The sequence below is a fragment of the Cellvibrio sp. GW822-FHT04B05 genome (genome assembly GCF_058800985.1).
The window spans coordinates 529940-542431 of sequence record NZ_JBXAMU010000005.1 but is presented as its reverse complement, the minus strand read 5'-3'; the positions used below and the strand labels follow the sequence as shown (position 1 = coordinate 542431).

Sequence of the window (12492 nt, the reverse complement as noted above, 5' to 3'; positions counted from 1 at the left end):
GTTGACGGTCGAGGAAACATTATTAGAGTCAAGTAATTACACTTGATAAAAGCAGTAACTATCAGACAGCGTCTTTGAAAAAAGGCATTTCAAAGCGCCGTATCGAACAGATCTATTCCAGTTGTTTAAATAAAATTTTTTATTTATGCACTGCATCGATCACATTTGAGCGACAGGAGATCTTATGTCCCCTTCCAATTTCGAATTTAATCCAAACGCATTCCATGTCAGGATCGCCAATTTCAATAAGGCGCGAACAGCTATCGGTATCCCGTTTCCTGAATGGGAGCATGCTGAGCGGTCAATGCTAGAACTGAAATTGTTGGAGGGCAGGTTTTTGGAAGAGCTTAGACTCTCTATTATTCCACTGACCAATTCGGTTCCTACTGCTGCTGATCAATTTGTTTCCTGGTTCGAATCGTTACATGAATGGGGCCCCGGTCAACATCATCCGCTATTTGATTGGTTGGCTAATGAGGCATCTACAGATCAAATGAAATGGTTTCTGACTCAAGAAGCCGCTGGAGAGGCAGGGTTTGAAGATCTCGTGGCTTACACCCAGGTAAAACTTCCCGCGCAAGCGAAGCTTGAGTGCGCGCGGAACTATTGGGATGAGATGGGGCGTGGGAAACTGAAGGCGATGCATGGTCCATTACTTGAATCTATGGTTCATCAACTGGGTCTTTCTCCTTCCATTGATGCAACCGTTTGGGAATCGCTGGCCTTGGCCAATACAATGTTGGGATTAGCCACAACGCGTCGATATACATATCACTCACTGGGAGCATTGGGTGTCATCGAGTTAACAGCACCTTGGCGAGCGGCAAAAGTTTCCCAAGCAATGCAACGTCTAGACTTCCCCAGAAAGGCGAGGGCGTATTTTGATTTACACGCAACATTGGACATTGAGCATTCGCGGGAGTGGAATCGAGAAATCCTATTGCCCTTAGTGAACTCTGATCCACAGTGCGCACAGTTTATTGCAGAAGGAGCGTTGATGCGATTGAAGTGTGGCCAGCTCTGTTTTGATCGGTATAGCAAAGAATTTAACCTGATTTTTGCACCGGATTCCATCAAAAAATCGATAGGAGCGGAGCATGTTCATGTCTGATAAGGAAGCAGAGGCTCAGCATCCTGTTTATCTTCTAAATGGATCAACGTTTGAAAGACCCCGGTTATTAGCAGAATTACTTCAAACATTGAGGTCGCAAGGATATAAATTCACCACGGTAACCCCATCAACTCATCTACGGTTTTTGAAAAAGTCCCATGGCACGGCCAAAAATCTAAAGGACATTTTTGGTTGGAATCTACCATTTAAAAAGGATACTTTGGCTCCTTTATCATTTGAGATATTAAGTGAGCTGAATTTGCTGAAAGTGGATGGCGACTATTTAAAAAGTAAAGTGCGTGTTTCGTCGTTAGGCGATGATCTTTTTTTACATTCTGAATATCCTACAAACGATTTTCAGTCGGTCTTTTTTGGACCGGATACTTACAGGTTTGCGCGTTTTATTAGGTACACATTAGAAACTACCCGCGATCAGCCGAATTTATCTCACTTGATTAGCCCCATCCGGATTCTTGACGTCGGCTGCGGAAGCGGGGCAGGTGGCATAGTTGCCGCCCGCGTATTCGAAGAAAATCGGGGATACGAGCTTGTTTTGAATGATATCAATTCCATCGCACTTGAGTATGCCGCTGCAAGCACTACGTTAGCAAAAATGTCTGCGCAATGTTTGCATGAAGATTTCTTCAATATAAAAAACAGGGAATTTGATTTGATAGTATCAAACCCTCCCTATATAAGTGATAGTGCTGGGCGCGCGTATCGTGACGGCGGGGACCAATTAGGTCTTGAGTTGAGTTTACGAATTGTTAAACGTGCTATTCAGTTACTCGCTCCAGGAGGGAGGCTTCTTTTATATACCGGCGTGGCGATGACAGAGGCGGCGAATCTGCTGTTGTCTGGTTTGGCTGCGGAATTATCAAGTGGTAAGTTCCGATGGTCATATGAAGAAATAGATCCGGATATTTTTGGTGAGGAACTGGATGAGCCTGAATACAGCAGCGCACATCGAATCGCCGCTGTAGGCTTGGTAGTAACTCGCATCTGATCATATTTTGTTGGCAGCGTTACCACTATATAAATCAAATGTCCGTAAGCGCAATGGTACTTTGTTCAAACATCGGGAGTCATCGGAATTTTCATGTTTCTTGTAGCTACTTCCGGGTAACATTGTATTTTTTCATAAATATCAGGCAGGGACAGAATTGCGTGCATAGCGGAGGCTTTTCTCACGGAATTCCGTGAGCCATCGAATTTTTTGGTTTCGCTTAATAGGCGATATCCGTTATGCGTCCTTAACACATAAGCGAAGCAAATGATTCCGCTAAGACAATCATCTGATTCTGCCATTCCGGTGATGGCAATGATTAGCTGAGCCTTACTTCGATGAAGAGCCCCGATTGCCATTTCTTTAGCCACTTCTTCACTGGTAAGTCCAAATGCCTGGATGGTCTGTAAACTCACACCCAAGCAGATATTTTTAGCTTCTTCGGTATAAACCACGTATCCACTATGTAATGCTGTGCCACATCCAGAGACATCAGCCATTAATGCAGCAGCTAGCCCGGCAGTACACGATTCTGCCGTCGTTACCGATAATCCGTGTTGATTAAGAAAATGTATAACATTGTTAATAGTGTCCATAATGCCCACCGATCGGGTGATAATTACCGTATTTTTTGCAGCGCTAAGAGTAATAAAGATCCTTGTGGGATCGACAGTTTTTCATTTGGTGAATAATGAACTGTATCATCGCGATAAGCCAGGCTGGTGTCGACAAGCACTGACCATTTTTTGCAGTCAGCCATTTCCGGTAGTGTAACTGCAATTTCCTTTTTGTCGGAGTTCAAAACGAGTAATAGGGTTTCATCATCACTGGCGCCATCTATGTCCTTGGCAGAAACTTTCCCATTGAAAAGGATGCTGATGCATCGAGTATTTTTTTCAGCCCAATTTTTTTCAGTCATCACCTTTCCACTCGGGGAAAACCAAATGATATCGTTTGTATTATCTACTTTTGAACCGGTATTTTTAAGAAATCGCCCCCGGCGGAGTACCGGATATTTATTGCGAAGATGAATTAAGTGTTTATTGAACCGCACCAGTTCTTCATTTTCTTTCACAAGTTGCCAATCAAGCCAACTAATCTCATTATCCTGGCAGTAGGCATTATTATTTCCCTGTTGGGTTCGGCCAAACTCATCCCCGGCCACAACCATCGGCGTTCCTTGCGACAGTAGCAAAGTAGACATGAGGTTCTTCATATGGCGCAGGCGCATTTGCTTGATTTTTTCGTCGTCAGTTATTCCTTCGGCGCCATGATTACAGGAAAAATTTTCATTAATGCCATCTTTATTATTTTCGCCATTTGCTTCGTTATGTTTCTTTTCGTAGCTGACTGCATCCGCTATCGTAAAGCCATCATGAGATGCCACAAAATTGATCGATGTTGCAGGCCTGCGGCCGCCTTTATCAAACCTATCTCCGGAGGCACATATACAACTGGCAAGCTCCGGCAACAGGCCTTCATCACCGCGCCAAAACGCCCGTACACAGTCATGGAATCTTTTATTCCACTCATACCAACCAGGTGGAAACACTCCCGCCTGGATGTTTTTGGCGCGACGTTTCCAAGGCTCCGAAATCAATTTTAGCTGACTGAGAATTGGATCTTGACGGCAAGCAATATGAAAGCTGTGGCTCGCATCAAATTCTCCTTTGGCTTTCGCCAGGATACTGCCCAGGTCGAACCTAAAACCGTCTACGCCCATTTCTGTGGCCCAGTAGCGCATGGAATCCATAACAAATCGCACGACAGTTGGCTGCGTTAAATCAAGTGTATTTCCACTTCCTTGATTAGTGACGTAGTAACGTTTATCACTCTTGAGTTGGTAGTAACTGCAGTTGTCAATTCCGCGCATTGATAAGGTCGGGCCTAATTCATTTCCTTCTGCTGTCTGGTTATAAGCGACATCAAGGATGACCTCCAGCTTTCTGGCGTGAAGCTGGGCGACCATTTGTTTAAATTCTTGCAGATGGCCACTTGCTAAATAAGCAGTATGTGGGGCAAAAAAAGCGATAGTGTTGTAACCCCAATAATTTTTAAGGTCGCGATCAAGTAACAGTTTGTCGTGAATAAATGCCTGGATCGGCATCAACTCAATAGTGGTTACGCCGAGCGAACTTAAATATTCAACTACATCCTGTTGTGATAGACCCGCGAAGGTTCCGCGTAGATTTTCCGGAACAGCGGGATGGCACTGGGTAAATCCGCGCGTGTGTGCTTCATAGATTATTGTTCGGTCGGGAGGTACGCGAAATTCCTGGTGGTTACCCCATGTGAAGGCGGGGTCGATAACTTTTGCCTTAGGCACAAATTGGGCGCTATCGCGTTTATCAAAACTTAGGTCAGCATCCGGTGAGCCGAGTGTATAGCCAAACACTTCAGGTGACCATTTGAGCTCACCCACTAATTGCTTGGCGTAAGGATCAATCAGTAATTTGTGATGATTGAATCGATGTCCCGTTTCAGGTTCATAGGGGCCGTATACCCGATAACCATACACTTGGCCCGCGTGTATATCAGGTACGTAACCATGCCATATCTGATCGGTATACTCGGGTAGTACAATTCGTTCGAGTTCGTGGGCGCCAGTAGTATCGAATAAACATAATTCAACTTTGGTCGCATGTGCAGAGAAAATAGCAAAATTAACTCCGATGCCATCCCAGGTTGCTCCTAAGGGAAAAGGGCGTCCTTCACGAACTCTGGATTTAATTTTCACTTGCGATATTTTTTCTGCGCTACCCATAAAAGATCCTGATAAGTTCGTATAGAAATCAGCTTTTACTTGTTGGGGCACAGCAAGTCAGCGAGATTTTATTTATGTGACATTGTGCTGACGCTAGTCAATTCCAGTCTGTTTGTTAAGACACAAACTATTTGACGTTCATGAATCATTGATCCCTGTTTCAGGACCAATGATTACATAAATTACTTCAAAATTTCATTTCGGCTCTTGCATTAAGGACGAAGAATTACTTTTCGACAATCATCCTCTTTTTTGTCAAATATTCTGTATCCCTCAGCAGCCTGGTCGAGCGGCAAACGATGGGAGATGATTACGTTGGGGTGTAGTTTTCCCTCAAGAATATGTTCGAGTAATGTTGGCAGGTATGATTGAACATGGGTTTGTCCTGTGCGGACACTTAATCCTTTCTCGAATATATCGCCGAACAGAAAACCGTGTATGAAACCTGCGTAAACGCCTGGCACACTTATTATTCCGCCACGGCGTACTGCCGCGATACATTGGCGAAGTGCTGCGCCGCTACTGCCTTCCATTTTGAGATTGGTTAGTACCGTTTCTACTTTGCTGCCTTTTGCCTCGAAGCCAACCGCGTCAATTGCTGCATCGACACCTCTTAAGCCCGCGGTTTGCTCAATGATCGCTGCCGCGGGGTCATCAACCTCATCAAAGTTAATCGGAATAACGCCATAGGTTTGCGATGCGAAATCCAGGCGATATTGATGGTGATCAACCATAAAGATTTGAGTAGCACCTAACAGTCTCGCGCTGGCAGCCGCCATAAGCCCTACTGGACCTGCACCGTGAATTACCAATGTGCTACCCGCTTTAATACCCGCGTTTACTGCGGCCTGATAGCCTGTCGGAAGAATGTCGGAAAGAAACAATACCTTTTCATCGTCTAACCCTTCCGGGATTTTAAGCGGCCCTACGTTTGCTTTTGGAACGCGAACATACTCTGCTTGGCCACCGGGAATCCCACCGTACAAATGACTGAACCCGAATAACGCTGCACCTGGCGGAATCTGCTTTTTATTAATAATCGAGCCTCGTCCTGTGTTAGTGGTTTCGCATGCCGCATGTAAATTCAGGGAGCAGAAGAAACAACTACCGCATGCAATCACAAAGGGCACAACAACCCGATCTCCTTTTTGAACAGCGGTTACGCCGCTGCCGACCTCTTCAACGATTCCCATAAATTCATGACCAAAAATATCGCCATCTTCTGTTTGTGGAATCTTACCCCGATATAGATGTAGATCCGAACCGCAAATTGCTGTCGCGGTCACTTTCAGGATAATATCATCCGACTCCTGGATTACCGGGTCAGGCCTATTGTCTACTCGAACATCGTTGCTGCCGTGATAAGTTAGCGCGCGCATATAGAAATCCTCTTGAGTTAACGTTATGTATCAACATGGGGTGAACATTACGAAGTGGTACAGAGATATTACTTACCCGTTTCGCTGTGGGGCGCATCAACAGGTTTTGATTCCGGTGAGCCTTTTTGCCGTAAATAAATCGAGAAAAATACAATGGCTGCTACTGATAGAAATTCGCTTTGCCAATTCTGCAATGACTCAAACCAAAATCTATTTTCGGTGAATACTTGTAGATAGGTAAGTTGGTTTTGTTCCGAATCATTGATATCTTTCATCGTTCCATAAGCGTGCAGAAGAAAAGAAATCACAAACAGGGTCATGAAAATCAGGCTCAGGGAATTTTGATAAATAACCAGATACAGACCGCCTTTCTTGACTGGCCATGGCGCGTTTGGGTGTGGGGTGGGGTGGCGGTCAACTGCTTCAGGTTTATCAAGGGATTTGGACTCTGCAGAGCCTCGCTGAAATAAAAAAACTGTCAAATAAACGTACAAACCCATTTGAAGAAATTCACTCTCCCAATTCTCAAAAGTGGATTGTATGAAATGTCCTGAGTACAGATATTCAGCAAAGGGGTAAAAAGGAAGATTTTTCTCGATTCGCTCCTGTACATGTTCGTTCCAGCCTGTATAAATCTGACCGATGACTGTGAGTATCATCAGCGCCATAAATGTTATGAGAAGTCCATTGCGTTTAAGAAACGAATGCTGACGGTTCAATTCAGTTCTCCAATTTGTGTTGTACCAGCTATGGCATTTTTTAAGCCGATCTTTTTAATTTTATCGAGATCACGTCAAATATGTCCGGAGAGCGTAATCTGGAAGCCTTTCGTGATCAAAATGCGTAATTTTTTCTCGAAGAATAAAATCCTCTAACGCAGTTGTTTCTCCGGCATTTGGTGCCAATACTGCTTCACCGTATTCAAGTGATTTATTTTGATTGTAAGGTGTAGCTGCTACCAGCTCTTGAGTAGCGGCTACTTTTTCTGGCAATCGTTGGGCTTCGGGGGTGTCGCTACCTACCTCTCTGGACAGCGGGGCAGATGGTCCCGAGACTGTGCTTAATACAGATCCCGCGCCAGCAATATTGTCAGTTTTTTTTGACATACTTTTTTCTCTCTTACCCCGGTTGTGAAAATAGGCCAGATTAATAACTGGCAAGTAAAGTATTGCGGTTATAACGATGTAAATAGATAAAATATGAACACTCTCTGGCAGGTAATCCGTTCGTTTGCGCTCGTAGTACAGCTTAAATATTGAATAAGCGGCGTAGGGAATATACATCCTCTGATTTGTACGCTATTTTTTCTTCGTTCAATAATTCACTGTTACTACAATTCGGATCAAATTATGAAAACGATGAAGAATATTTTTACCGGTGTAGGGGTTGTGGCATGCGTCGGTATGGCAGCATAAGTGTTTGCAGCAGATATTGATGCAGATGATTTTGTCGATGACGCTTCTGCAAAGGATATCGCAGAAGTTGAAGCTGGAAAACTCGCTCTTCAAAAGTCAACTTTGCCAGTAGTCAAGACCTTTGCGCGGCAGGTGATTAGCGATCATAGTTAGAGGATCACTGCGTCAATGTAGATAATCTGTTCAAAGCAATTAATATCGATATCTGGTCGTGCATTTTCTTTGGCAACTGAACAATCCTGTATATGTATTTCGAAATTTCATGGCGTCCGTCCATATAACATGATGCATAAACTCCTTGATCATAGAAGACCATGCTGAATTACTTAATTGAGTCAGCAAAATCGATTCCAACTTATATATCAACATAACGGCTGTAAAGGTTTCAAAAATTTTTACCTCCGATCATTAAAGCTAAATGTAATCCGGTTCACTAAAGGATTAAGCCGCCAAAACATTGTATATTGTGCCAATTTAAGGGATGGTATCTATATTGCATTCTTATTACTTGTACTCTGACATAAATGATCGTTAAGTTCATATAAGCTTGTATGTAACAACTTTATCTTTTTGTAAGAAATTTAATTTGATGTTATTTGATGTTATTAGAGCTTAACGTTTCAAAAAAGACACTAATTGTAACCGTGAAAAACTGGAGAAATACTATGCCTAATTCAGCCAAAAAAATTATCCCATTGGCCGGTAAAGCTCAGGAAGCGACAAGACTTCTGCGTGCTGATCATAAGCTGGTGAATGATTTATTCGAACAATTTGAATCAGCACGTTCATCTGCAAAAAAACAAGCACTGGCAACGGAGATATGCCAGGAACTTACTGTCCACGCCCAAATTGAGGAGGAGATTTTCTACCCCGCAATTGAAGTGGTATTGAGAGACAAGTCGTTAGTTCCCGAGGCTAGGGTAGAACATGAAACATTAAAATATCTCATTGCCCAGATCGAGAGTGAGTCTCCTGGTTCTGAATTATATGATGCAAAAGTTAAGGTGTTATCTGAATACGTCAAGCATCATGTTAAGGAAGAGCAAAATGAGATTTTTCCAAAAGTCAAAGAAACGAAGCTTGATTTAATTGAGCTGGGGACACAATTGGCATTGCGAAAAGAGGAATTAAAAGCTGCGCTAGGGTAAGTGTGCTCCATAGCGGAAAATAAAGGGGCGTAAGCCCCTTTATTCATTTCACGATTTGGAAACGATCACCAGAAAAATAGAAGCACATTGCTGTGTTGATAGACATTTCCAATTGGTACGATACACAGCAGCTAACGATGTAATATAAATACCACAGCCGTTTTACTCTCTTCAGCTCTGCTTTCATCAATTTTATAGCTTATAAAATTGCACATTATTCAAGCAATGCCAGAATATTTTTAAATTAGCCGAATGATTTTCCCCACCGTTAATATGTTAAACACTGAACAGAGGTGAGTGAACCATATTAGTTAGATTCATGCGGCAATCAGTATATGTGGATGTCGTACAACAGATTGGAAATTTTATGGCATATGCAAGAATAGAGTAATAATGATGAATATGGCGGTAATGTTTTATAAAAAGGTATTGCTCGGTATTTTCGATACATTGTGTAATTTAACATTTGGTAATGACAGGATTGATGTTAAAGATTTTATTGAAGAAAGTTTGATGTTGGGTATTGTCGAAATAGAAGCTGGAAAGCTCGCGCTAAAAAGGTCTTCTATAGTCGATGTGAAATCATTTGCAAAAATGGCGATTGCGGATCATACAACTATTAATGGAGAGCTTACCCGCATTGCAAACCAGAAGAGTATAACATCAGTATTCGAAGCTGGGCTTGTGGTTAAGGCCAGGAGATCTACATTCGACCAATATGAAGCACAGCCTTTTGATCAGCTTTATGTGAAGAACCGCATTGATATTTATGAGAGGATGATCAGGCTTTTCCAGAGAGCCGGCGAGTCTACCGACAAGGAAATAGCCATATTTGCCGGAGTGACTTTGCCAATACTTCTGCGCTACCTGGACAAGGCGAAGCATCTTGGAAATACGCAAGTAAGTCATCGTAATTGAAATCCGGTTTTTTTAAATCCAATATGACTCATCACTGGATTTCCACTTTAACGCCTCACTCTACGCATTGTCGGTTAGATCACTTTGATGCTGAACAAGGTTATTATTTCCAAGTGTTTGCTCTCGATAAAAAACTGAGTTTACCCGTAGGCGCAATGCGTGAAGAGTTGCTTGAGTCAATGCAAGGCATGTATTTCGGGCGGCTATTACATAGGGTTTTATGATTGATAGGATTTAGGTAAATCCACAATTATAGGTGATTGTGGATCTACTACAGATTTAATTATTCGTAGTTGTCATGGCAAATGGGCTCCGCCGGTTACTCCGATTGTTTCAGCCGTTATATAACTTGATTCTTGAGATGCAAGAAAAACAAAAGCTGGCGCAACTTCAGCTGGTTGACCCGGTCTTCCCATCGGCACTTGCTCACCAAAATGTTCAAGCTTTTCTTCTGATTGCCCGCCACTCAATTGTATTGGAGTCCATATCGGTCCTGGTGCGACAGCATTGACCCTGATTCCTTTTTTGATCAACATTTTTGCTAATCCTTTTGTAAAGGCGGTAATAGCTCCTTTGGTCGATGCGTATGCCAACAATCCGGGAGATGGTTGGTAGGATTGTATTGACGTTGTATTGATAATACTGGCTCCAGCCGGCATGTGTGGTACGGCAGCTTTAGTTATCCAAAACATCGCAAATACATTCGTTGCATAGACTTCCTGAAATTCATCTGAAGGGATATCACCCAACTCTTCAATATATTGCTGCTTGGCAGCGTTATTAACCAAAATATCGATTGAACCTAACTGCGCCACAGCTCCTTTTACTAACTCTTCGCAAAAGTTTTTATCGGTAATATCACCGGGAATGCAAATTCCTTTGCGACCCGTTTCCTCAATTAATCTTAATGTTTCAGCCGCATCAATTTCTTCACTGGGAAGATGAGTGATGACTACATCCGCTCCTTCGCGAGCAAATGCAAGCGCGACCGCGCGACCGATACCGGAATCTGCACCGGTAATTAGTGCCTTTCGTCCTACAAGCCGCTGGGAGCCACGATAAGTATTTTCGCCATGATCTGCTTGCGGTTTTAACAAGCTATCAAGGGCAGGGTCCGGTTGAGATGGGTCGGGTTTAGCGTGGGGCAGGGGGTATTGAAAGCGAGGATCTTGCATTGTGTATTGGTCAGTTTTATTCATCAAATATCTCCTTAAAATTGAATTAAAATTACATCTTTATTCAATCATTTAATCTGGAATAACGAATCCCATTTATTTTGACGACTTGGTTTCTTGAGCTCGCAGTTCAACTTTAATCCAGCCATTGTCCCGCCTATCAAAAGCTTTAAATGCTTCTATGACGTCGCTTAGCGGTTCAACATTGGTCAGGATTTTACTGGGATCAATTCTACCGCTGATGGTGAGATCAATTAATATGGGAATATATTTACGGTGATGGCAGTTTCCCATGTTGATGGTCAAACTTTTTTCAACTGCAATCCCGATTGGAAATGAGCACGATTTTTCAGAGTACACACCAATAATTGAGAGTGTGCCTGCCTTTGCCAAGGCGTTTACTGCCCAATAAAGAACCTGGCTGGGCCCATCGCCAGGGCGCCAGTTTTTTCCGTCAGGCGCGGTAATTGGAGCAATTTCTTTCACTTCCTGTTCAAACTTTTCAAGCATTTCCGGTGTTTGTTGATCGCCACCATGCTGATGAGAATGCTCTGCGTCAACACCCACAGCATCTATGGCACGATCAACGCCGATTCCACGCGTAAGACGTTGAAGTGTGCTGACAGGATCTTCCTGCTCAAAGTTAATAATTTCTGCTCCTTGAGCTTGCGCCATCTTCAATCGGTCTGGATGTTTATCAATTGCAAATATGCGAGAAGCACCCATCAGTTTTGCGCTAGCAATGGCAAATTGGCCAACAGGGCCGCAACCGAATACAGCAACTGTATCCCCAGTCGTAATTTCCGCCATTTCCGCACCGAAATAGCCAGTAGGGAAAATATCCGATAATAAAATGGCTTGGTCGTCGGAGATTTCTGAGGGGAGCTTTATAAGTCCAATATTGGCGAAAGGAATACGCGCTTTCTCGGCTTGTAGACCGTGAAATGGCCCTGTGTTTTCTGGGCCACCAAAAAACGCTGTACCGGCCTGTTTACCATGAGGATTTGCGTTATCACATTGCGAATAGTATCCAGCTCGACAGTAAGAGCAATTTCCACAAGCGATGGTTGAGGGTACGACTACCCGATCTCCAATTTGGAGGTTGCGCACATCAGCTCCTAGCTCTTCAACAATGCCTACTGCTTCATGGCCAAGAATAGTGCCCTTTTTCATGCCACCTACAGTTCCTCGCACAAAGTGAAGATCGGTTCCACAAATTGCAGATGCAGTTATACGAATAATTGCATCTGTTGATTCTTCGATTCTGGGCTCGGGTACATCTTCCAAGCGGATGTCACCAATGTCATGAAATACTACTGCTTTCATAGCTACGCTCCGAATTTATTAACATCCAGTGGTGGGTTTATGCTGCCATCTTTCTGCAACTTCTAAGGAAGTTTCAGGAAAGGGAAAAATTGCCGCATTAGCGAAGTGACGCATGATGATTGCAACTTGCGAATGGAGATTCCGTGCGTTAACCCACTAATAGTGGGTTACCTTGGGTTGCATCAGTAGTGTAATTACGAGATTTCAGTTGCAAAATTTAACGAAGAATAAGGGACTCATTGCTGATGAG

The 12492-nt window shown here is 43.2% G+C and carries 12 protein-coding genes; 5 read left to right on the top strand and 7 right to left on the bottom strand.

Features of this window, described 5'->3' with window-relative positions:
- Positions 1-184 precede the first annotated feature (184 nt).
- Positions 185-1111: an iron-containing redox enzyme family protein gene (locus AC1RJL_RS18100; protein ID WP_492916588.1), complete on the top strand. Its 927-nt coding sequence runs from the start codon at positions 185-187 to the stop codon at positions 1109-1111.
- Positions 1104-2117 (top strand): methyltransferase, encoded by a 1014-nt coding sequence (locus tag AC1RJL_RS18095; RefSeq protein ID WP_492916586.1) that lies wholly within the window; start codon positions 1104-1106, stop codon positions 2115-2117. The genes AC1RJL_RS18100 and AC1RJL_RS18095 overlap by 8 nt, the downstream gene beginning before the upstream one ends.
- 65 nt (positions 2118-2182) lie before the next feature.
- On the opposite strand, the gene AC1RJL_RS18090 is transcribed toward AC1RJL_RS18095, so the two are convergent.
- The 5 genes from AC1RJL_RS18090 to AC1RJL_RS18070 all read right to left on the bottom strand — a co-directional run bounded on the left by AC1RJL_RS18090 (position 2183) and on the right by AC1RJL_RS18070 (position 7543).
- Positions 2183-2713, bottom strand: a complete 531-nt coding sequence (locus AC1RJL_RS18090) for a CinA family protein (RefSeq protein ID WP_492916585.1) — start codon at positions 2711-2713, stop codon at positions 2183-2185.
- A 23-nt stretch (positions 2714-2736) separates the two neighbouring features.
- On the bottom strand, positions 2737-4881 hold the full coding sequence (glgX, locus tag AC1RJL_RS18085) for a glycogen debranching protein GlgX (protein ID WP_492916583.1): 2145 nt from the start codon (positions 4879-4881) through the stop codon (positions 2737-2739).
- Positions 4882-5093: 212 nt separating this feature from the next.
- On the bottom strand, positions 5094-6260 hold the full coding sequence (locus tag AC1RJL_RS18080) for a zinc-dependent alcohol dehydrogenase (RefSeq protein ID WP_492916581.1): 1167 nt from the start codon (positions 6258-6260) through the stop codon (positions 5094-5096).
- Between the two features lie 68 nt (positions 6261-6328).
- Positions 6329-6979 carry a DUF6766 family protein gene (locus tag AC1RJL_RS18075; protein WP_492916579.1) on the bottom strand — a complete coding sequence of 217 codons (651 nt, stop codon included), beginning with the start codon at positions 6977-6979 and terminating at the stop codon, positions 6329-6331.
- Between the two features lie 69 nt (positions 6980-7048).
- The gene (locus AC1RJL_RS18070) at positions 7049-7543 is read right to left on the bottom strand and encodes a hypothetical protein (protein WP_492916577.1); all 495 of its coding nucleotides are present in this window, start codon (positions 7541-7543) and stop codon (positions 7049-7051) included.
- A gap of 132 nt (positions 7544-7675) precedes the next feature.
- Between AC1RJL_RS18070 and AC1RJL_RS18065 the strand changes: the two genes are divergently transcribed.
- The 3 genes from AC1RJL_RS18065 to AC1RJL_RS18055 all read left to right on the top strand — a co-directional run bounded on the left by AC1RJL_RS18065 (position 7676) and on the right by AC1RJL_RS18055 (position 9741).
- The gene (locus AC1RJL_RS18065) at positions 7676-7828 is read left to right on the top strand and encodes a DUF4142 domain-containing protein (protein ID WP_492916575.1); all 153 of its coding nucleotides are present in this window, start codon (positions 7676-7678) and stop codon (positions 7826-7828) included.
- 512 nt (positions 7829-8340) lie between these two features.
- Positions 8341-8823: a hemerythrin domain-containing protein gene (locus AC1RJL_RS18060; protein ID WP_492916573.1), complete on the top strand. Its 483-nt coding sequence runs from the start codon at positions 8341-8343 to the stop codon at positions 8821-8823.
- Positions 8824-9216: 393 nt separating this feature from the next.
- A complete protein-coding gene (locus AC1RJL_RS18055; protein WP_492916571.1) occupies positions 9217-9741 on the top strand; it encodes a DUF4142 domain-containing protein in 525 nt (174 codons plus the stop codon).
- Positions 9742-10037: 296 nt separating this feature from the next.
- On the opposite strand, the gene AC1RJL_RS18050 is transcribed toward AC1RJL_RS18055, so the two are convergent.
- Together AC1RJL_RS18050 and AC1RJL_RS18045 are read right to left on the bottom strand one after the other, a co-directional pair.
- Positions 10038-10940: an SDR family oxidoreductase gene (locus AC1RJL_RS18050; protein ID WP_492916569.1), complete on the bottom strand. Its 903-nt coding sequence runs from the start codon at positions 10938-10940 to the stop codon at positions 10038-10040.
- A 72-nt stretch (positions 10941-11012) separates the two neighbouring features.
- On the bottom strand, positions 11013-12242 hold the full coding sequence (locus tag AC1RJL_RS18045; protein ID WP_492916567.1) for a zinc-dependent alcohol dehydrogenase: 1230 nt from the start codon (positions 12240-12242) through the stop codon (positions 11013-11015).
- Between the last annotated feature and the right edge of the window lie 250 nt (positions 12243-12492).

Coding starts and splice junctions, on each gene's coding strand:
- AC1RJL_RS18095 (WP_492916586.1), top strand. CDS start 1,104: ATGTCTGATAAGGAAGCAGAGGCTCAGCATCCTGTTTATCTTCTAAAT.
- AC1RJL_RS18045 (WP_492916567.1), bottom strand. CDS start 12,242: ATGAAAGCAGTAGTATTTCATGACATTGGTGACATCCGCTTGGAAGAT.
- AC1RJL_RS18050 (WP_492916569.1), bottom strand. CDS start 10,940: ATGAATAAAACTGACCAATACACAATGCAAGATCCTCGCTTTCAATAC.
- glgX (WP_492916583.1), bottom strand. CDS start 4,881: ATGGGTAGCGCAGAAAAAATATCGCAAGTGAAAATTAAATCCAGAGTT.
- AC1RJL_RS18070 (WP_492916577.1), bottom strand. CDS start 7,543: ATGTATATTCCCTACGCCGCTTATTCAATATTTAAGCTGTACTACGAG.
- AC1RJL_RS18090 (WP_492916585.1), bottom strand. CDS start 2,713: ATGGACACTATTAACAATGTTATACATTTTCTTAATCAACACGGATTA.
- AC1RJL_RS18100 (WP_492916588.1), top strand. CDS start 185: ATGTCCCCTTCCAATTTCGAATTTAATCCAAACGCATTCCATGTCAGG.
- AC1RJL_RS18060 (WP_492916573.1), top strand. CDS start 8,341: ATGCCTAATTCAGCCAAAAAAATTATCCCATTGGCCGGTAAAGCTCAG.
- AC1RJL_RS18080 (WP_492916581.1), bottom strand. CDS start 6,260: ATGCGCGCGCTAACTTATCACGGCAGCAACGATGTTCGAGTAGACAAT.
- AC1RJL_RS18055 (WP_492916571.1), top strand. CDS start 9,217: ATGATGAATATGGCGGTAATGTTTTATAAAAAGGTATTGCTCGGTATT.